The sequence below is a fragment of the Bordetella muralis genome (genome assembly GCF_054781015.1).
In genome coordinates this window covers 899,285-919,138 of record NZ_BAAGVF010000006.1, presented here as the reverse complement: position 1 = coordinate 919,138, position 19,854 = coordinate 899,285, and the positions used below count along the sequence as shown (strand labels likewise).

General features: G+C 60.9%; 16 protein-coding genes and 1 pseudogene. 10 read left to right on the top strand and 7 right to left on the bottom strand.

Translation table 11 applies throughout. The annotated features are described in order from the left end of the window. Positions 1-13: 13 nt before the first annotated feature. Positions 14-934, bottom strand: a complete 921-nt coding sequence (locus ACYVIT_RS15195; RefSeq protein WP_415807301.1) for a LysR family transcriptional regulator — start codon at positions 932-934, stop codon at positions 14-16. Positions 935-1,083: 149 nt separating this feature from the next. Here ACYVIT_RS15195 and ACYVIT_RS15190 point away from each other — a divergent pair, with 149 nt between their 5' ends. Next, on the top strand, positions 1,084-1,935 hold the full coding sequence (locus ACYVIT_RS15190) for an isocitrate lyase/PEP mutase family protein (RefSeq protein WP_460478224.1): 852 nt from the start codon (positions 1,084-1,086) through the stop codon (positions 1,933-1,935). A 168-nt stretch (positions 1,936-2,103) separates the two neighbouring features. On the opposite strand, the gene ACYVIT_RS15185 is transcribed toward ACYVIT_RS15190, so the two are convergent. Both ACYVIT_RS15185 and ACYVIT_RS15180 read right to left on the bottom strand, forming a co-directional pair. Then, positions 2,104-3,822 carry a glycerol-3-phosphate dehydrogenase/oxidase gene (locus ACYVIT_RS15185; RefSeq protein WP_415807299.1) on the bottom strand — a complete coding sequence of 573 codons (1,719 nt, stop codon included), beginning with the start codon at positions 3,820-3,822 and terminating at the stop codon, positions 2,104-2,106. 236 nt (positions 3,823-4,058) lie between these two features. After that, positions 4,059-4,844: pseudogene (locus ACYVIT_RS15180) on the bottom strand (DeoR/GlpR family DNA-binding transcription regulator); the annotation flags it as partial. 134 nt (positions 4,845-4,978) lie between these two features. Between ACYVIT_RS15180 and ACYVIT_RS15175 the strand changes: the two are divergent. The 6 genes from ACYVIT_RS15175 to ACYVIT_RS15150 all read left to right on the top strand — a co-directional run bounded on the left by ACYVIT_RS15175 (position 4,979) and on the right by ACYVIT_RS15150 (position 11,100). Continuing rightward, the gene (locus ACYVIT_RS15175) at positions 4,979-6,178 is read left to right on the top strand and encodes an ABC transporter ATP-binding protein (RefSeq protein ID WP_415807297.1); all 1,200 of its coding nucleotides are present in this window, start codon (positions 4,979-4,981) and stop codon (positions 6,176-6,178) included. Next, the gene (locus tag ACYVIT_RS15170; protein ID WP_415807296.1) at positions 6,178-7,275 is read left to right on the top strand and encodes an ABC transporter ATP-binding protein; all 1,098 of its coding nucleotides are present in this window, start codon (positions 6,178-6,180) and stop codon (positions 7,273-7,275) included. The genes ACYVIT_RS15175 and ACYVIT_RS15170 overlap by 1 nt, the downstream gene beginning before the upstream one ends. Further along, positions 7,272-8,153: a carbohydrate ABC transporter permease gene (locus tag ACYVIT_RS15165; RefSeq protein WP_415807295.1), complete on the top strand. Its 882-nt coding sequence runs from the start codon at positions 7,272-7,274 to the stop codon at positions 8,151-8,153. The genes ACYVIT_RS15170 and ACYVIT_RS15165 overlap by 4 nt, the downstream gene beginning before the upstream one ends. After that, positions 8,146-8,958 carry a carbohydrate ABC transporter permease gene (locus ACYVIT_RS15160; protein ID WP_415807294.1) on the top strand — a complete coding sequence of 271 codons (813 nt, stop codon included), beginning with the start codon at positions 8,146-8,148 and terminating at the stop codon, positions 8,956-8,958. The genes ACYVIT_RS15165 and ACYVIT_RS15160 overlap by 8 nt, the downstream gene beginning before the upstream one ends. 13 nt (positions 8,959-8,971) lie before the next feature. Then, the gene (locus ACYVIT_RS15155) at positions 8,972-9,280 is read left to right on the top strand and encodes a DUF2160 domain-containing protein (RefSeq protein WP_415807293.1); all 309 of its coding nucleotides are present in this window, start codon (positions 8,972-8,974) and stop codon (positions 9,278-9,280) included. Between the two features lie 89 nt (positions 9,281-9,369). Then, complete coding sequence (locus ACYVIT_RS15150; protein ID WP_415807292.1) at positions 9,370-11,100, top strand: ABC transporter substrate-binding protein; 1,731 nt, start codon at positions 9,370-9,372, stop codon at positions 11,098-11,100. Positions 11,101-11,395: 295 nt separating this feature from the next. On the opposite strand, the gene ACYVIT_RS15145 is transcribed toward ACYVIT_RS15150, so the two are convergent. The 4 genes from ACYVIT_RS15145 to ACYVIT_RS15130 form a co-directional block, all read right to left on the bottom strand. Beyond that, positions 11,396-12,538, bottom strand: coding sequence for a hypothetical protein (locus ACYVIT_RS15145; protein WP_415807290.1), 1,143 nt, complete (start codon positions 12,536-12,538; stop codon positions 11,396-11,398). Between the two features lie 119 nt (positions 12,539-12,657). Further along, complete coding sequence (locus ACYVIT_RS15140; protein WP_415807289.1) at positions 12,658-13,233, bottom strand: restriction endonuclease; 576 nt, start codon at positions 13,231-13,233, stop codon at positions 12,658-12,660. Further along, positions 13,230-13,946, bottom strand: a complete 717-nt coding sequence (locus ACYVIT_RS15135; RefSeq protein WP_415807334.1) for a DUF502 domain-containing protein — start codon at positions 13,944-13,946, stop codon at positions 13,230-13,232. Before ACYVIT_RS15135 ends, ACYVIT_RS15140 begins: the two co-directional genes overlap by 4 nt. Positions 13,947-13,979: 33 nt before the next feature. Beyond that, complete coding sequence (locus ACYVIT_RS15130) at positions 13,980-14,450, bottom strand: winged helix-turn-helix transcriptional regulator (RefSeq protein WP_415807288.1); 471 nt, start codon at positions 14,448-14,450, stop codon at positions 13,980-13,982. A gap of 139 nt (positions 14,451-14,589) precedes the next feature. Between ACYVIT_RS15130 and ACYVIT_RS15125 the strand changes: the two genes are divergently transcribed. The 3 genes from ACYVIT_RS15125 (at position 14,590) to ACYVIT_RS15115 (ending at position 19,807) form a co-directional block, all read left to right on the top strand. Then, positions 14,590-15,897, top strand: coding sequence for a D-amino acid dehydrogenase (locus tag ACYVIT_RS15125; protein ID WP_415807287.1), 1,308 nt, complete (start codon positions 14,590-14,592; stop codon positions 15,895-15,897). 96 nt (positions 15,898-15,993) lie between these two features. Next, positions 15,994-17,109 carry a metallophosphoesterase family protein gene (locus tag ACYVIT_RS15120; protein ID WP_415807286.1) on the top strand — a complete coding sequence of 372 codons (1,116 nt, stop codon included), beginning with the start codon at positions 15,994-15,996 and terminating at the stop codon, positions 17,107-17,109. Between the two features lie 67 nt (positions 17,110-17,176). Continuing rightward, positions 17,177-19,807 carry an AAA family ATPase gene (locus ACYVIT_RS15115; RefSeq protein WP_415807285.1) on the top strand — a complete coding sequence of 877 codons (2,631 nt, stop codon included), beginning with the start codon at positions 17,177-17,179 and terminating at the stop codon, positions 19,805-19,807. Positions 19,808-19,854 lie beyond the last annotated feature (47 nt).

The following is a 19,854-nucleotide window of genomic DNA, read 5'->3' as shown; positions in this document are numbered from 1 at the left end:
ATAATACGCCCTCTCAATGGGGCGGGCTATCGAGCGGGCCGGGTAGGGCAGCGTTGATCTCGCTCATCAGTTGCAGCAGATTCGATACCACACGGGACGTTTCGTCGCGGCGCGTGGCTAAACCAAGTACGGCTCTGGGCCAGGATGAGTCCAGAGGGCGATAGGTGACACCCGTTGGTTGCATGCAGCGCATGGAGGCTGGAATAACGGCGATGCCCATGCCGGCGGCGACCAGATTGACAGCGGACGACAACTGCGGTGCGCGCTGTCCGATGCTGGGGTTGAACCCGTTTTGGCGGCAGGCGGAAATGATGTCGGCGCTCAGGCCATAGCCCGATTTGCGGGCATAGATGATGAAGCGTTCTGCGTGCAGATCCCGCAGTTGCAGGCTGGTGTGGGCGGCGAGGGGATGGTTGTCTGGCAGAACAACCACGAGCGATTCCTCGGCAAGCTTTACAAAATGAATGCCGCGGGCCACGGAAAAAGGCGGCCGTACAAACACGGCGTCGATCGTCTTGTCACCGAGAGAGGCGATCAGTGACTCGCTATCGCTTTCCTCCAGGCTGACTTCGACCTCGGGATGCCGATGTTGGTACAGACTGATGGTGTGCGTCACCAGATCGTTAAAGGACGCGGACTCGGTGAAACCGATGCGCAGCACGCCGGCCTCGCCACGCGCGGCACGCTGTGCCGTGTGCAGAGCATCATCCACGCGCGACAAGATATCGAGGGCGCGTTCCAGGAACACTTTGCCGACGCTGTTGAGCACTACGCCACGCCCGACGCGGTCGAACAGTGGGGCGCCTATTTCCTTTTCCAGCTCGCGTATCTGCTGGCTCAGGGGAGGTTGAGCAATACCCAGTTGCTGCGCGGCGCGGGTGAAATGTTCCGCCTGCGCGGTGGCAACGAAGTAACGCAGATGGCGTAGTTCCATATTGGTACTTATAAAGTATGAATTATCAGTTTTCAATATATTAGACGTAATGATTCGGCCGCGCCATAATTTGCGCCGTGATCGAGATGGCCCGTTGTGCGGGATAGCGTCGGGTTGGCCATTCAGACTTAAATGACGAGGAATAGAAAATGAAAGCGACGCAGCAGTTGCGGCAGGCATTGACGACGGGCAAGACCTTGGTAGCGCCGGGCGCGTTTGACGGGCTTTCGGCGCGTTTGGTCGCGATGGCGGGTTTTGATGCTGTCTATGCCAGCGGCGGGGCGATCGCCCGCGCCGCCGGGGTGCCCGATCTCGGGCTGCTGAGTTTTACCGAGGTGATGGACAGGGTCGAGAAAATCGTCGAGGCCAGCGGCTTACCGGTGATCGCCGATGCCGATACGGGTTTTGGCGGATCGGCCAACGTCGAGCGTACTGTGCGCGTCATGGAACGTGCCGGCGTGGCGGCTTTCCATCTGGAGGATCAGTCATTTCCCAAACGTTGCGGCCATCTGGACGACAAGAGTCTGGTCGACACAGACGAAATGGTGCGCAAGATCAAGATCGCCCGGCAGACTCTCACTGATCCGGATTGCCTGGTGATCGCACGCACTGACGCCATCGCCGTCGAAGGCTTTGAATCCGCACTGGTGCGCGCCGAGCAGTACGCTGCTGCTGGCGCAGACATGTTGTTTGTCGAGGCCCCAGAGACCATCGAGCAGATCCGCGAGATCGCGCGCCGGATTCCGGGCCCCAAGCTGATCAATATGTTTTACGGCGGCAAGACGCCGTTGGTGCCTGTCGATGAATTGTCGGCCCTGGGCTATCAGATCGCCATCATTCCATCCGATTTGCAGCGTGCTGCCATCTACGCCATGCAGACCACCTTGCAGGAAATCAAGCGCAGTGGTGATAGCAGCGCGTTGGCTGCGCAACTGACCAGTTTCAAGGAGCGCGAGCAGATCGTTCAAACCAGCCGGTATCTCGATCTGGACAAGCTGTAAGTTGTAGACCCGAGGGCGAGTTCACGATGAGCATCGCTCATGCGGGAGGCTGGCCTCGGCTACATTGAGATGTACTGACAAACGGCGCGGGAAACGGCGCCGTTTGTCATCGTCGTATCTCATCTTCCGTATTTCACCGCTCGTACGCGGAGGATCTACGAGTAGGTGTTATTTGTCGAGACGATAATGCGCCGCCGTGTGCATGAAAGCCTCTAATGTCGCGCGTTGCCAGGCGGCGTCATGGCCCAGTTCTTCCGCCAGAATGCGCGCGACTTCGGGGGCTGCGAGGACGGCGGCTTCGCTATCGAGGAACAAGGCGCGGTTGCGCCGAGCGAGGACGTCTTCGGCGGTGCGCGCCAGCTCGTGTCGCGCAGCAAAGCGCACGTGAGCCTCTGTCAGGCCGCTGGCGCCGACCAGCACATGATCGATGCCGGGCAGGGCACGCAGCAGCGGCAGATCCGTGCCGTAGTAGCTGTCGGGCGTGCCATGGGCCGGTTGATGCGCGGACGGCGAGGCCGTGGTGTTGCGCGTTGCGTCGGCATGGGAGCCGGTGCTCGAGCCCGCAGACAATGTTGCCCCCGTACTGGCCCGGCCAGGTTGTGCTCCCACCGGGTTTGCGCCATGCAGGGGTAAATCCGCGGTTCGGCAATGCGCCTGAGGCAACAGCTGATGTTGAATGGCGGTGTCGATGACGTCCTGAGCCATCCGGCGGTACGTCGTCCATTTGCCGCCAGTGACGGTGACCAGGCCGTTGCGCGACACCAGGATCGTGTGTTCGCGCGACAGCGTTTTTGTCGCGGTCTCGCCGGTCGCCTTGACCAGCGGACGCAGGCCTGCCCACACGCTCGTCACATCCGCGCGCGTGGGTTTGCGGCTGAGATAACGGGCCGCCGTTTGCAGAATGAAATCGATGTCGGCGTTCGACGCGACGGGGTCCAACGGCAGATCGTCGCGCGGCGCATCGGTGGTGCCGACGATGGTATGGCCATTCCATGGAACGACAAAAAGCACGCGGCCATCGTCGGTCTTGGGAATGAGGATGGCTTTGTCTCCCGGCAGAAAGTCGCGCGGCAGCGTCAGATGCACGCCTTGGCTGGGCGCCACCATGGTCTGAGCCTGCGGGTCATCCATGCGGCGTACGCTATCGACCCATACGCCGGTAGCGTTCACCACACAGCGCGCACGCACGGTGTATTCCGTACCGCTGAAAACGTCCTGCACGATCACGCCTTCGATGGCGCCTTTACTCTCACGGACATCGCTGCCGCGCAGCAGGCCCGCGGCACGTACGTAATTGATCGCGGTGCCACCCAGATCGAACAAGGTGCGCATTAACGCTATCGCCAATCGAGCGTCATCGAATTGGCCGTCGTAATACAGCACGCCGCCTCGCAGACTGCGGCCGCTCACGTCCGGGGCAATGGTGCTGGCCGCGGCCAGGGTCTCTTTTTTTGAGAGCCAACGGCTGGGCGCCAAATTGAGTTTGCCGGCCAGCATGTCATACATCTTGAGCCCGACGCCATAGAATGGCTGATCGAATAAACCGTAGGCCGGCACGACAAACCCCAGGGGCCACACCAAGTGCGGTGCGTTGCGATTAAGCAGCCCGCGTTCGTGCAGGGCCTCGCGCACCAGGCTGATATTGCCTTGTGCCAGGTAACGCACACCGCCGTGTACGAGTTTGGTGGCCTTGCTGGATGTCCCTTTGGCGAAATCCTGACCTTCGACCAGTAACGTGCGGTAGCCGCGTGATGCGGCATCAACCGCAGTCCCCAGCCCGGTGGCACCCCCGCCGATCACGACCACATCCCAGGTCGCGTTGTCATTCAGGGCGCCCAATAGGGCATCGCGACGGGGAATGGCTTTGGGAACGGGGGCGGTGTTCATGGTGTTTTTATCGGTTTGGGCAAAGAGGGGAAATGGTGCATAAAGCGCTATGGCCGCCCGCGGTGGGAGCGAGGGGCTGTGGGGGCATCGGCGGCTGCACGATGTTGAGAGGGCTCAGAAAATCCCGTCGCCATCTGGACGCCGTCATGTGCGTTCGTGCCTGAGTCGCGGACGTCAGTGTCCCTGCCTGAGGGGCTCGCCTCAGCAGCGCTCATGCTGCCCGTATTCGAGGGATCTGCGTCCAAAGCATTTGCGTCCGCTTCGGCGATCACGCAGCGCACGCCGGATTCCTGCAGTACCTGTGCCAGGGGTGGCTGGGGATAGGCGTCTGTAAAGAACCTGTCGATCTGCGAAATATGCGCCAGCTCGACCATGGCTTGCCGTTGGAATTTGCTGCTGTCGGCCGCCAGCCAGACCTCGCGCGACTGATCGATGATGCTGCGCGCAACGCGCACTTCGCGAAAATCGTAATCGCGCAGCGTACCGTCGGCCTCGATGCCGGAAATGCCGATGAGGCCGATATCGACCTTGAACTGGCGGATGAAGTCGATGGTGGCTTCACCGACAATGCCCCGGTCGCGCGGACGCACAACGCCGCCCGCGATGATGATTTCGCAGTCGGGGTTGTCGGACAGGATATCGGCCACGTGCAGGTTGTTGGTGATGACGCGCAGGCCCCGGTGATGCAACAGCGCGCGGGCGATGGCCTCGGTCGTGGTGCCTATGTTCAGAATCAGCGAACAGCCATCCGGGACGGCTTTCGCGACGGCCTGGGCGATGCGCTGCTTGGCCTCGGCATGCAGGCCCTGGCGCTTGCGGTAGGCGATGTTTTCGATGGTGGACGACTCGATGCGTACGCCACCATGAAAACGTGACAGGAGGCCGGCCTCAGCCAGCAGATTGACATCGCGCCGCACGGTCTGCAGTGTGACGTCAAAATGCCGAGCCAGGGACTCGATGCTGGCCGACCCGTGGGAACGGACGAGTTCTACCAGTGCGCTTTGGCGAGGATTCAGGATCATTTCTGTATATTAAAACAACAAAAGCGAAAAATAATGACGCACTGCAAGATTGTTTTTCTTTCGTTTGTTAGGTAAAACGCAAAAAAGCAAAAATACAACGAAAACGCAGCGAATCCGTGATCCGGAGGAGAGCAATGCAGTTGACGCTGGACCAGGTCGCTCTGCAGGAGGGGGCGCAAACGCATCTGTATCCGATGAGTTTGGCGCCAATTCCCGGGGCAATGACCGTATTGCTGGGGGTGACCCTGGCCGGCAAGACCTCGCTGATGCGCCTCATGGCCGGGCTGGACCGGCCGACCTCGGGGCGGGTGCTGGTCGACGGGGTGGATGTCACCGGGGTGCCGGTACGCCGCCGCAACGTGGCCATGGTGTACCAGCAATTCATCAACTATCCGTCGATGTCGGTGTACGACAACATCGCCTCGCCGCTGAAGCTGCGAGGCGCGGCAGACATCCGGGCCCGGGTTCATGCGATGGCCGAGCGCTTGCATATCGAACATTTGCTGCAACGCTATCCGGCCGAATTGTCGGGTGGTCAACAGCAGCGTGTGGCGTTGGCGCGGGCGCTGGCCAAGCAGGCGCCGCTGATTTTGCTGGACGAGCCGCTGGTCAACCTGGACTACAAGCTGCGCGAAGAGTTGCGCGACGAGCTCGGCAGTCTCTTTGCCGAAGGGGAGTCGACCGTGGTGTACGCCACGACCGAGCCGGCCGAGGCCTTGTTGCTGGGCGGCTATACGGCGGTGATGGATGCGGGCGAGTTGCTGCAATACGGCCCTGCGGCAGAGGTGTTTCACAAGCCGGCGTCTTTGCGGGTGGCGCAGGTGTTCAGCGACCCGCCAATGAATTTATTTGCTGCACAGCGGCAGGACGGCGGCATCGTGTTGCAGGGGGGCATAGTGGTGGCGGAGCGTGTGCCGGACAGCAGGGGGCAGGCTGCGCTTGCCGCAGGCTCGCCGGCTGACGCAGGCGCCGGCGCGCGTGATTTCGTGCCGGGCCAGAACCCCGGTGCTGGCCGACCTGCGACAGCCGCGCAGCCGCATGCCGGCACGGGCCAATCCGAAATGACGGCAGGACTGCGGGCAGGCGCCTTCAGTGTCGAGCCGGTCGCGGGCCGGGTGGCGTTGCAGGGCACAGTAAAGCTCGCGGAGATTTCCGGGTCGGATACCTATGTGCATGCCCAGACGGCGGCGGGGCCCGTGGTCGCGCAGTTGGCAGGCGTACACCGCTATCAGTTGGAGGATTCGTTGACCCTGTATTTCGATCCTGCGAGTTTGTACACCTTCGACGCGGCGGGCCGGTTGCTGGCGGCCGGTAATCCGGCGGGGGCTGCCTGATGGCCGCGATCGAACTGGATTTGGCTCATGCGTATGTCAGTCATCCCCAATCGGATGACGATTACGCGTTATTGCCCTTGCGTTTTACGTTTCGCGACGGCGGCGCCTATGCCTTGCTCGGGCCATCGGGTTGCGGCAAGACGACGCTGCTCAATTGCATTTCCGGTCTGTTGAAACCGTCGCAGGGCCGCATTTTGTTCGACGGCCGCGACGTGACGGGGATGACGCCGCAGCAGCGGAATATCGCTCAGGTGTTTCAGTTTCCAGTGGTGTACGACACGATGACCGTAGCGGACAATCTGGCTTTTCCGCTGCGCAATCGCGGTATGCCCGAGGCCCATATCCGGGAACGCGTCGGCCGCATTGCCGAGATGCTGGACATGTCCGCGCAATTGAATCGTCGCGCGAGTGGACTGAGCGCCGATGCCAAGCAAAAAATCTCCCTGGGCAGGGGACTCGTGCGTAGCGATGTATCCGCGGTGTTGTTCGACGAGCCCTTGACCGTCATCGACCCGCATCTGAAATGGCAACTGCGGCGCAAGCTCAAAGAGATTCATCAAGAACTGAATCTGACGCTGATCTACGTCACGCACGATCAGACCGAGGCGCTGACGTTTGCTGAACAGGTCGTTGTCATGTCGCGCGGCAAGGCCGTGCAGATCGGCACACCTGAGGATCTGTTCGAGCGTCCCGCGCATACGTTTGTGGGGAATTTTATTGGCTCACCGGGAATGAATTTTTTGCCGGCGCAATGGCGAGACGGTGTCTTGACGGTCGGGACCAGTCGCCTATGGGACGGCCATGTCGGTTGGGCACCAGACAGGGCAGCACGACTGGCAGACGCTGGCGAGGTCCGATTGGGCGTGCGGCCAGAATATTTGCACCCTTGCGCGGCCAGTACACCCGGGGCCGTGCCTGTACGGGTCTCGCGAGTGCAGGACCTGGGGACCTATCTGCTGCTGAGCGGCGAGTTCGAGGGCACCCTGTTGCGCGCTCGTGCGCGTGCCGGCAGTGCGGTCGCGGTGGGCGATACGGTGTGGCTGCCTTTGCTGAATACGCACACGTGCTTCTACCGGAACGAGGAGCTGCTGACATGAAACCGATTAATCAGCGTGCCTGGCTATTGGTGTTGCCGGTGGTGATATGCGTGGCGTTCTCGGCGATTCTGCCGCTGATGACGATCGTCAATTATTCGGTGCAAGACATTCTGTCGCCGGACCGGCGCGTGTTTGTCGGCACGGAGTGGTATGCGGCGGTGCTGCAGGACGAGGAGTTGCACAGTGCCTTGCTGCGGCAGATCGGTTTTTCCCTGGCGGTGCTGGCCATCGAAATTCCGTTGGGCATTCTGTTGGCCCTATGCATGCCAGCCACGGGGTGGCGCGCATCTGCGGTGCTGGTGATCATTGCACTGTCGTTGTTGATCCCATGGAACGTGGTCGGCACGATCTGGCAGGTATTCGGGCGCACCGATATCGGCCTGATGGGCGCCGCGCTGACGTGGTTGGGCGTGCAGTATCAATACACGGGTGATCCGCTGGATGCCTGGCTGACGGTGCTGGTCATGGATGTGTGGCATTGGACGCCGTTGGTGGCGTTGCTGTGCTATGCCGGGCTGCGTGCGATTCCCGAGGCGTACTACCAGGCTGCCCGCATCGACGGCGCCACGCGGTGGGCGGTGTTTCGCTATATCCAGTTGCCCAAACTGCGCGGCGTGCTGATGATCGCGGTGCTGTTGCGTTTCATGGATAGCTTCATGATTTACACCGAGCCCTTTGTCTTGACCGGTGGCGGGCCAGGCAACGCCACGACGTTCCTGTCGCAATACCTGACACAGAAAGCGGTGGGCCAATTTGACCTGGGGCCGGCGGCGGCATTTTCTATCGTGTATTTCCTGATTATTTTGCTGCTGTGCTTCGTCCTGTATAACTGGATGCAGCGCGCTGGCACGGCCACGCAGGAGGACGTTCATGGATAACCGAGGCCGAGCCTGGCGTACAGGCTTTCTGTTGCTGTATCTGGTGTTCGCCATCCTGCCGCTGTATTGGATGTTGAACATGTCGTTCAAGACCAATACCGAAATCGTCGGGGCCCTGACCCTATGGCCGCGTGATTTCACCTTTGAACACTATCTCACCATTTTCACGGACTCGGCCTGGTATTCAGGCTATATCAATTCCCTGATTTATGTGGTGATCAATACCTTGATCTCGTTGGCAGTGGCGTTGCCCGCCGCCTACGCGTTTTCTCGTTATCGCTTCATCGGCGACAAGCATGTGTTTTTCTGGCTGCTGACCAATCGCATGACGCCGCCGGCGGTGTTTCTGTTGCCGTTCTTTCAACTGTATAGCTCGCTGGGGTTGATGGACACGCATCTGGCGGTCGCGTTGGCGCATCTGGTGTTCAACGTCCCGCTGGCCGTGTGGATCCTGGAGGGCTTCATGTCCGGCGTGCCGCGCGAGATCGATGAAACGGCCTATGTCGACGGTTATTCGTTCCCTCGGTTTTTCCTGACGATTTTCTTGCCGCTGATCAAATCGGGCGTCGGGGTGGCCGCGTTCTTCTGCTTTATGTTCAGCTGGGTAGAGCTGCTGCTGGCGCGCACGCTGACGTCGGTCAATGCCAAACCCATTGTGGCGACGATGACGCGGACGGTGTCGGCATCCGGCATGGACTGGGGGGTGTTGGCCGCCGCAGGCGTGTTGACCATCGTGCCCGGCGGCATTGTGATCTGGTTCGTGCGGCATTACATCGCAAAGGGCTTTGCGATGGGCCGGGTCTAAAGGAGCGCGCACCATGTTTCAGTGGATGGTATGGACTACGCCGGTTGCGGTGTTCTTCATTTGCATCGTGCTCATGCTGGCCGGTATGACGGTATGGGAATTGAAATCGCCGACGCGATTGCGTAAAGGCTTTTTGCCTATGGCCACGACGCGCGGCGATCGGCTTTTTATCGGTCTGATGGTGATGGCCTGGATCAATCTGGCCTATGTCGGTTTTGGCGAACATTTCATGGAATGGTTCGAGTTGGATGATCCGCCGACATTGTGGATCAGTTTCGCAATCTCGCTTGTGGCGCTGGCCTGGATCATGCGCAAGGGTTGAATAAAAACAGCAGGGAACCGACCGTCGGCCGAATTCTTCCCAGGCCCAGGTCCGCAGCATAACGGGAAGTTATTTCGAGGAGATGGGGCATGAAATTGCGTATGCGGACGATGGCCGTGGCCATCGCGTTGATCGGGAGCACGACGGCCTGGGCCGGCGCTCCCGAGGCAGAAAAGTGGGTGAATTCAGAATTCCAGCCATCGACCTTGTCCAAGGACAAGCAAATGGCTGAAATGCAGTGGTTCATCGACGCGGCAGCCAAACTCAAGGCCAAGGGCGTCAACGAAATCAACGTGGTGTCCGAGACGATCACGACCCACGAATATGAGTCGAAAACGCTGGCGCGCGCCTTTACGGAAATCACCGGCATCAAGGTCAATCACGATCTGATCCAGGAAGGCGACGTGGTCGAGAAACTGCAGACCTCGATGCAGTCGGGCAAGTCTATTTACGACGGCTGGATTTCCGATTCCGATTTGATCGGCACGCATTATCGCTATGGTGCGATTCTGCCGCTGTCCGACTATATGAGCGGGGACGGCAAGGAATGGACCAATCCCGATCTGGATATCAAGGATTTTATCGGCACGAGTTTTACGACTGCGCCTGACGGCAAACTCTATCAATTGCCCGATCAGCAGTTTGCCAACGTGTATTGGTTCCGTGCGGATTGGTTTGCGCGGCCAGACCTGCGCGAGAAATTCAAAGCCAAATACGGCTACGACTTGGGCGTGCCCACAAACTGGTCGGCCTATGAGGATATAGCCGATTTCTTTACCAATGATGTGAAAGAACTCGACGGCAAGAAGGTCTATGGCCACATGGACTACGGTAAAAAAGACCCGTCGCTGGGCTGGCGCTTTACCGATGCGTGGCTGTCGATGGCGGGCGCCGCTGACAAGGGGCTGCCAAACGGAATGCCGGTAGATGAGTGGGGCATTCGCGTCGCTGACGATAAATGCACGCCGGTGGGCGCGTCGGTCGAGCGGGGCGGGGCGACTAATAGCCCGGCCGCGGTCTATGCGCTGACCAAATACATCGATTGGATGAAAAAATACGCGCCGCCGCAGGCGATGGGCATGACGTTCTCTGAATCGGGGCCCGTCCCGGCGCAGGGACATATTGCACAGCAGATCTTCTGGTACACGGCCTTTACCGCGGATATGACCAAGAAGGGCCTGCCTGTGGTGAACGAGGATGGCACGCCGAAATGGCGCATGGCGCCATCGCCGTATGGCCCGTATTGGAAAGATGGCATGCAAAACGGCTATCAGGACGTGGGCTCGTGGACGTTCTTCAAGTCCACCGATCCGAATCGCCTGGCTGCCGCATGGCTCTATGCGCAGTTCGTGAACGCCAAGACCGTATCGTTGAAAAAGTCCATCACCGGGCTGACCTTTACGCGTGACAGCGATATACACAGCGATTACTTCACGAAAAATGCGGCCAACTATGGCGGTCTGATCGAGTTCTATCGCAGCCCGGCACGGGTGGCATGGACGCCTACCGGCAACAACGTACCCGACTATCCCAAGCTGGCTCAACTGTGGTGGAAGAACGTCGCCACGGCCGTCACGGGCGAGCAGACACCGCAAAAAGCCATGGACAACCTGGCAGACGAGATGGACAAGGTGATGGCGCGTCTGGAACGCGCGGGGATGGCGCAGTGCGCACCGAAACTCAACAAGAAGAGCGATCCGTCCAAGTGGCTGTCGGACGAACATGCGCCTTGGAAGAAGCTGGCCAACGAAAAACCACAAGGCCAGACCATTCCGTACGATCAACTGCTGCAAGCCTGGAAAGAAGGCAAGGTACGTTGAGTTGACTGAGGCAGGAAGCCGCGGTGGGACATTTTTTCCGCCGCGGTTGCTGGCTGTGGCATGCGTAGTGTGGCGTTCTTTTGACGCAGGAGATCGGCGTGTAAAAGCCCCGCCGGGCCTATCGCCGCGACTCGGCCCATGACCAGGGGCCTCGGCCCGCTTCGCGGGCTAAATCGCGGCTCTACGGCCCGGCGGGGCTTTTACACGCCGACCTCCTGCTCGCAATAGCTGCCGTTGACGGATGTCATGCGCTTTGCTGTATCAACGCTGTTGAGTTACGTTGTGAGGCTATCGGCTATGGGCAATCCGGTAATTTGATTTGCGCGGTGCCGTGCAGGATCCATTGCACGCATTCCCGCGTTGCATCGATGCAGCCGCCTTCGGCATATACCCCTTGCGGGTCACGTCGCCGCAGCATGCGATCGAGTACGGCCTGCAGTGCCGCGGGATCTTGTTGGGTCTGGGCCGTGCGGGCTTCTACGATGGTCTCGTCGATGATCAGGCGGTCTTGCTCATCGGTGCGTGCGCCATCGCGCCAGTGATAGATCTCCACGCATTTGGATGTCAATGTGTAGGGCTGATCGCGTTTCCAGAAATTGTTGAACCGGCCATCGCCCAGATAAAACACCCAGGACCCTTCATAGCCCTCGACATTGGATGAGTGGGAGTCGGGGTTGCGAAACCACAGGCGGTCGCCGGGCACGTAATATTTCGATGGCAGCGGCTCGTCCATCGACCCGTATTCGCGCAGAAAGACTTCGTGAAAAGCCCCCGACATCACGGCACGGGTTTCCCATTGCTGTTGCAGTTTGGCATAGAGTTCGGGATGGGCGTCGCGTAATTCCAGCGCGATGCCCAGCAGCGTGACATATTCGGTGGCTCGATAGCACGAGAACGCATAGCGTTTGTCCGAGGCATCGGGCTGCGTGGCTTTGGTCAGGGCCTCGATCAACGACACGCCGGGTTCGATGGTAAAGCCGCGCGCCTCGTCGTAACGCCAATAGCCGGCAGGGCGTTCGGCCTGTTCGGTATCGAATGCCAACGCTGTCTTGCGCGCGGCCTGCACGATGTGTTGACGAATGCGTACGGCGCTGCGCAGTTCCGCCGCGCTGGGAAACGGGAACGCCACCGGCCCCAATAGCATGGCCAGCACGATTTCGCGCGCGAGATCGTCAGGGCGATTCTCCGTGTCCAACTGCAGCGTCGTACATAACGCCGTCGTATCGCGTTGCGGCGCCAGAGCCAACAAGGCCTCGCTCGGCTCGAAATGGACTGCGTTGGAGCCATCTGGCACCGTCGTCAGATAGGCATTGAGGTCCAGCGTCTGTAACCAGCCCAGGGCGGCTTCAGTTTCAGTGTGCAGCGCGCCAGGTACAGGCGTGACGATGCGGATGCCTTGCCGCAGGGCAGGATCGCGAGAGGATTCGGGTGTGGGCATGCGAGGGCTCCGTAGACCGGAGCGGTCCCCATCGTTGGGGAGAAAAAGCGCGCCGTGTCTGGCGCGAGAAATTCTACTGCTGGCGCGCTTTCGTGAGGGAGGAGATCAGTCGGATTTTTTCAAAGTTTCTGATGACGGAACAACTGCGTCAGCGATTCGGCATCCATGAACTGGATATTGTTTTGCGTCGCGTAGTCTTGCGCGGGGTTCGAAATATCGCCCAGCGTGACGTAGATGCCCTCGCTGGCGCCTGTTGTGCTGCGTGCCGCTTGCAGGCGTTGCAGCGGTTCGACACCCGTGTGGGCGGCTTTCCAGCGGCGGGCGGATATCAGCGCACGTCCGGCGCCGGGGCGTGCGACTTCGAAGTCGGCGGCCTCGGTTTTCAGGCGTTTGACCTGGCAGCCATCATGACGCAATGCGGCCTCGAACTGATCGGCAAAGATGGACCAGGACATGGCAGACAGTGCCTGTGCCGTTTGCTCGACGCGGGCTGACGAGGGCTTGTTGCGTTGTTTCCAGGCGGCAATGCCGGAAATGATGATGAACGGCACCGCGCCACAGATAGGGAAGAGCGCATAGGCCGGCGGCACGACTGCAACGGCGACCAGAATCAGCGCAGCCGCCACCAGCAAGCTGATCCACCATGACGAGCGGAGCAAAATCGCAAACAGCGAATTCTTGGCCATCAATTTCATGGGTTCCCCTCATGGGGCGTACCTTGCTGCGTCTGCTGCGGCGGCGCAGGGCGCACGCCCGGGACGGGCTCCTGCGGTGTGCCGCCCGATGAGGGCGGATTCGACGAGCGTCCACTCGCCGCTGAGTCACCTGGCGCACGAGCCATCCAGGCAATCAGCGAGGCCCGCATGGCTTCCTCGACTGACATATCGATGGGTTGGACCCAGTCGGTCGGGACAAAAACCGTATAGCCGCCGATCATGTACCCCATGGGTAAATAAACAGCGACCCGTTCTCCGGGCAGAAAACCCTCAGGCAGCCCCTCGGTACTGCGCCGCGTGATCAGCCCGACCAGCTCGAGCGGTTGACCCGGAATACGCAGCACGACGACGTGCTGGGTATCGGCTTTCGCACTGGGCGAAAAATAATCGGCAAAGCTTTTCAGCGATGAATAAATGCTTTTGACGACCGGGATATTGGTAAACGGCATTTCCACAAAATGGAATATCCGTTGCATACGCTCTTTGGAAACCAGATAGCCAACCGCCAAAATGCCCAGGACACCCAGGGCCAATCCCATGCCGGGGATATAAAAGCTGCCAATAAAGGGGCTGAGCAAGGACAGGGCGGCAGCCTCCGTCCATGCCAGAAAGATGAACAGCAGATATAGCGTCAGTGCAATCGGCAGTACGGTAATCAGCCCGCGAAAAAAATATCGAGACAAACGCGTCATCATAGGGGTGAAGCTCCGGTAATACGTAGTGATTCAATGGCCGGTGACAGGCAAACCCAAGGTTTCCTTGATTTCTTCCATGACCACGTAGCTATGTGATTCGGCCGAGGCGGGCAGGCGTTTCAGTATTTCGCCCAATAACCGCCGGTATTCATTCATTTCACTCAATCGTGCTTTGACAAGATAGTCAAAATCTCCGGATACCAGATGGCATTCCATGACCTCAGGGACATACAGCAATTCCTGTTTGACCCTATCAAAGACGTCGCCCGATTTGGCCGACAGCTTGATTTCCAGAAAGACCAACAGATTCAGTCCCAACGCGGCGGGGTTGACGCGAGCATGATACCCGGTGATGACACCTTCGCGTTCCAGACGCTTGACGCGTTCGGAACACGGCGTCGCCGACAGGCTGATCCGCTCCGCGAGATCGGTGATAGATATCCGCCCATCGCGCTGCAATATATCCAGAATTTTCCGGTCGATACGATCGAGTTCGCGCATTTCACTTTGAGGGGGGCCATTCAGCCCCTGTTGTCAGTAAAAGTACATTTCAGAACCGCTGATTTTAGTGCTTTTCACTGCTCACATCGTCCTAGACTATTGATTCATCCATAAGAGATGCCTAACTCAGGGGATTTGCATGCATGTCATCGTCTTGGGCAGTGGTGTGATTGGCACGACCACCGCGTATTATCTGGCACGCCAGGGCGCCAAAGTGACGGTATTGGACCGCCAGTCCGAGGCGGCCAGCGAAACCAGCTATGCCAACGCCGGCCAGGTGTCGCCGGGTTATTCCACCCCCTGGGCCGCGCCCGGCATTCCCCTGAAGGCGCTGAAATGGATGTTCCAGAAAGACCACGCCCCTTTGGCGATCCGTCCGGACGGCACGCTTTATCAGTGGCGCTGGATGGCGGCGATGTTGGCCAACTGCTCGGCCAGCCGTTACGCCGTGAACAAGGAGCGCATGCTGCGCCTGGCCGAATACAGCCGCGATTGCCTGAAGGCCCTGCGCACTGAGACGGGCATTCAGTACGAGGCGCGTACGAAGGGCACATTGCAGCTGTTTCGCACCGAGCACCAATACGAGGCGGCGCAGCGCGATATCCAGGTATTGGAGGCGTGCGGCGTGCCATATGAATTGCTGGATCGCAATCGCCTGGAAACTGCCGAGCCGGCTTTAGCCAGCACCGCGCACAAATTGACCGGTGGTCTGCGTCTGCCTAACGACGAAACGGGTGATTGCCGTCTGTTTACACGACGATTGGCGCAGTTGGCAGCGGAGCTGGGCGTGGAATTTCGCTATGGCCAAAACGTCACGCGTCTGGAGACCGCGCGCGGGGAAATCACCGGCGTGCGTATCGGGGACGAAGTGCTGACCGCAGATCGCTACGTCGCGGCATTTGGCAGCTACTCGCGTGGTTTTCTGGCGCCGCTGGGATTGGATCTGCCGGTTTACCCGGTCAAAGGCTATTCCTTGACGATTCCTTTATTGGACGCGGATGCTGCGCCGGTCTCGACCGTGTTGGACGAGACCTACAAAGTGGCGGTCACGCGTTTTGACAACCGTATTCGCGTCGGCGGCATGGCGGAGCTGGCCGGCTTTGATCTGCGTTTGCATCCGGAGCGCCGCCGCACCCTGGAGTTCGTGGTCAATGATTTGTACCCGGGCAGCGGCAAGGTCGAGCAAGCCGAGTTCTGGACCGGTCTGCGACCCATGACACCCGATAGCACGCCTATCGTTGGTGCGACGCGCTATTCCAATCTATATGTGAACACCGGGCATGGCACCCTGGGTTGGACCATGTCTTGCGGCTCTGCCAAGCTCTTGTCGGATCTGGTCATGGGCCAACGGCCAGAAATCCGCGCCGATGATCTGGCGCTGTCGCGCTATGGCGCGGCCGCCAAGCGCCAGTCTCGCGTGGCACTAGGCGGGCACGCCGCAGCCTGAGGGCTGGATTCGTCACGCTGCCTGCTTGCCGTCGCCTGCCTTTGTGCCACAATCGCGCCATGACGCCATCATGGCGCAGGCACTTGCAGGGGCTCCGTGACACATCTCATCCATACCGCTGATTGGCAGATCGGACGGCAGTACGGTCAGTTTGAAACCGACGATGCGGCCATGTTGGCCGAGGCGCGCTATGAAACCGTCGCGCGCATTGCCGCCCTGGCGGCGGAGCGCCGCGCCGATGCCGTGCTGGTGGCGGGGGATGTGTTCGACACGCAGGCCGTATCGGACCGTAGCATTCGGCGCCTGTTTGACGCGCTGGCCGCGTTTGCCGGTCCGTGGGTCATGATTGCCGGGAACCACGATGCCGCCTTGGCCGACAGTGTCTGGTCGCGTGCGCACCAACTGGGATGCATCGGGCCCAACGTCCATATTCCCCTGCGCCCAGGCGTGGTCGATTTGCCTGGGCAGAATCTCGCGGTATTGGCGGCGCCGCTGACGCAACGCCATACCTACGATGACACGACGGCCATTTTTGATGCCTTGGAGACCGCGCCTGGGCGGCTGCGCGTGGGCCTGGCACATGGCAGCGTGACGGGCCGCTTGCCGGACACTGTGGATTCGGCCAATCCCATTGCAGCCGACCGGGCTGCTCGCGCGCGGTTGGATTATCTGGCGCTGGGCGACTGGCATGGCACCTTGCAGATCGATGCGAGGACTTGGTATGCCGGCACGCCGGAACCGGATCGTTTCCGGTCGAATGCCAATGGCAGCGTGCTGGACGTGCAGCTCGCAACAGGGGCGGAGCCCGTGGTGCAGAGCGTGCCTGTCGGGCGATTTCGCTGGACGTTGTGGGCCGAGTCGCTGATCTTGGCGTCCGACGCCGAGGCGCTGGCGCATCGATTGCAGGATATTGGCGCCGAGGATGTGTTGCGCCTGGAGCTGTCGGGGCAATTGCCGCTAGAGGCGTGGGATGCACTGCAGGCTGCTATTGCGCGTGCCGCGGCACGCAGCCGGGCATTGTTATTAGAGACAGACGGTTTGTCCTTGGCTCCTGACGCGCAGGATCTGGCAGCGTTAGGGGCGAGCGGCTATGTCGGTGAGGTCGCGGCACAACTGCAGGCCATGCAGGATGATCCGAGCCAGGCAGCCGCCGCGCGCCAGGCGCTGCGGCTGCTGGTGCAATTCCAGCGTGAGCGGGAGGAGGCACAATGAAGCAGCACCGCATCGTTGTGCTGGCGTCTCCCGTTGCACGATTCCACGTCACCCTGCGGGTGTCGCTATGAAGCTGCATCGCATTGCGCTGCAAGAGTTTCGAAAATTCCGCACCCCGGTCGTGCTCGATGGCTTGGCCGAGGGCCTCAATGTCATTGCAGGGCCGAACGAAGCCGGCAAAAGCACCCTGGCGGCGGCGATTCGTGCGGCCTTTCTCGAGCGCTACAAGACAACCAAAGTATCCGACCTGGCGCCGTGGGGCATGTCCGGCGCTCGGCCTTCGGTGGAAATCGCGTTCGAGCACGACGGCCATGAATATCTGCTGCGGAAATCATTTTTGAGCCGTGCGCGTTGCGAGCTGCTGGTCGACGATGGCGCTGAGCGGCACGAGGGCGAGGCGGCAGAAAACGCCTTGGCAACCTTGCTAGGATTCGAGTTCTCGGCAAAGGGCAATAGCCGCCCGGAACACGGTGGCATTCCCGGGCTGCTCTGGATCGCTCAGGGCGAAGGGCAAAACCTGTCAGAGCCCGCAGGTTACGCACAAAGTCACGTCCGGGAAGCACTGACACGATTGACGGGCGAATTGACCTCGGCCGATGGCGATTCCCTCTACGAGAGGGTCGAGGCCGAGCGCGCTGCCTTGCGCGACGGGCGCAGTGGCCGCCCCAAAGGGGCCTATAAAGACGCCGAGGATGCGTTGCAGCGCGCGGAGGAATCCGTCGCCACCTTGACCGCCTCGAAACAGGCGCTCGATGCCGACGTGGATCGCCTGGCGCTATTGCGTCGCGATCACGACAAAGCCGAGCAGGAGCAGCCTTGGCTCAACCTGGAGCAACGCGCCGCCCAGGCGCGCGCCCGCTTGGCCGAAATCAGTCGCGAGCGGGACGCTCTGGCCGGTTTGCAGCGCGAGCTGACACAGGCCGATGACACCTTGGCTCTGTTGCACGAGCAGGTCGAACGCGATCAGCGCGATACTGCGGCCCTGGTGACCTTGCAGGCCGATGCGGAGTCGGCCGCCGCGAGTCTGGTGCCTGCGCGCGAGGTTCTGGATCGGGCTCTGCTGCAACAGCAGCGTACTGCCCAGAATCTGGCACAGGCCAACGCGCAGGTAGCCGGGGCCCAGCAGGCGGCCCAGCGGATGGATTGCCTGGCGCAGATCGATCGGTTGAACCAGGAATTGCGACGGGCGCAGGACAGCATCGCGCAGGCCGAGCAACTTGCCGAGCAGGTCCGGACTCTGCAAGCCTCGGCCACGCAGCTGGAAATCGATGACAAGGCACTGCGCACCTTGCGCCAGCTAGAGCAGCGGTTGGCGCAGTTGCAGGCTCAACAGAATGCCGGTGCGACGCGGGTGCGTCATCGTTTGCTGGACGGCCAGACACTGCAGTTGGCCGGCCGGGATATCGCGGGCGAAGGCGAGGTCCTTGTTTCCGAGGCCGCCGAATTGCAGATCCCGGGGATCGGCGTCTTGCATATCGAGCCGGGCGGCAGCGACTTGCCGGCCGTATTGACGGCTATCCAGCAGACACGGGCTGAGCGCACCGCGTGTCTGGCCCGCTTGGGCGTGGCGTCGCTGGCTCAGGCCGAGGCACGAGCCGTGACGTATGAACAGACCCGGCGCGATCTGGACATGGCCCGCCAGACCTTGCGCATCCAGGCGCCGGAGGGTATCGAGGCATTGCGCGAATTGCAGTCGCAGGCGCAATCGCGATTGACGCAATTGCAGGGACAGCTAGCCGGGCTGCCGGAGAACGCGGCACCTGCCGTGGATTTGGCCCAGGCGCAGCAGGCTTTGCACGCCGCGACGGTCGAGGCCGACCTGGCGGGCCAGGCGGTGACAGCCGCCCGCACCGCATTGGATACCCAGCAGACCAAGGCGCAGATTTTTCAGACGCAGTGGGCTGCACTCCAGGCGGAACTGGGCGCGGCGAGCCGGGTAGAGCAACGTGAACAGCGAGGCGCCAGGCTGGTCGAGGCGCGCGCGACCCGTGACACCCTGGCGCAACGCTATCAGGCGGCGCAAGCCGCCTTGCAGGCCCTGCAGCCGGAACTGATCGAGCAGGATGCACAGCGTTTCGAGCAGTCCGCTCGCCTGCAGCGCGAGGAACAGCAGCGCCGCCATGCCGAATTACTGCAGTTGCAGGGCAAACTCGAACAAGCACAGGCTCACGGCCTGGGCGAGCAACTGCTGCAGGCGCAGGCCGAGACGCAGCGGCTGACCCGGCGGCGCGACGAGTTCGCGACCCGGGCGCAGGCATTGGACCTGTTATGGCAATTGCTGGGGCAGCGGCGCGCCGACGCGACGCAACGTTTGCTGGAGCCGCTGGCCCAGCGTCTGCAACACTATGTCGGGCTGTTGTTTCCAGGGGCGCAGTGGCGCCTGGACGATGCGCTGATGCCTGCCGCCGTGGTGCGCGGGTCAGGGCCCGATGCGACGGAAACGTTGAGCGCCTTGAGCTTTGGCACACGCGAGCAGCTCGGCGTGCTGGCGCGTTTTGCCTACGCAGATTTGTTACAGCAAGCTGGCAGGCCCACCTTGCTGGTATTGGACGATACTCTGGTACACGCGGATCAGGAACGGCGAGAATTGATGAAGCGCGCGCTTTACGATGCGGCCTCAAGGCATCAGGTATTGCTGCTGACCTGTCATGGAGAGTCGTGGCAGGACATGGGAGTAGGGGTTCGGGCGGTGCCCTGATCGGGTCGGTTGTTTCATTTGGTTGCCAGCTAAATGAGTCAAATTAA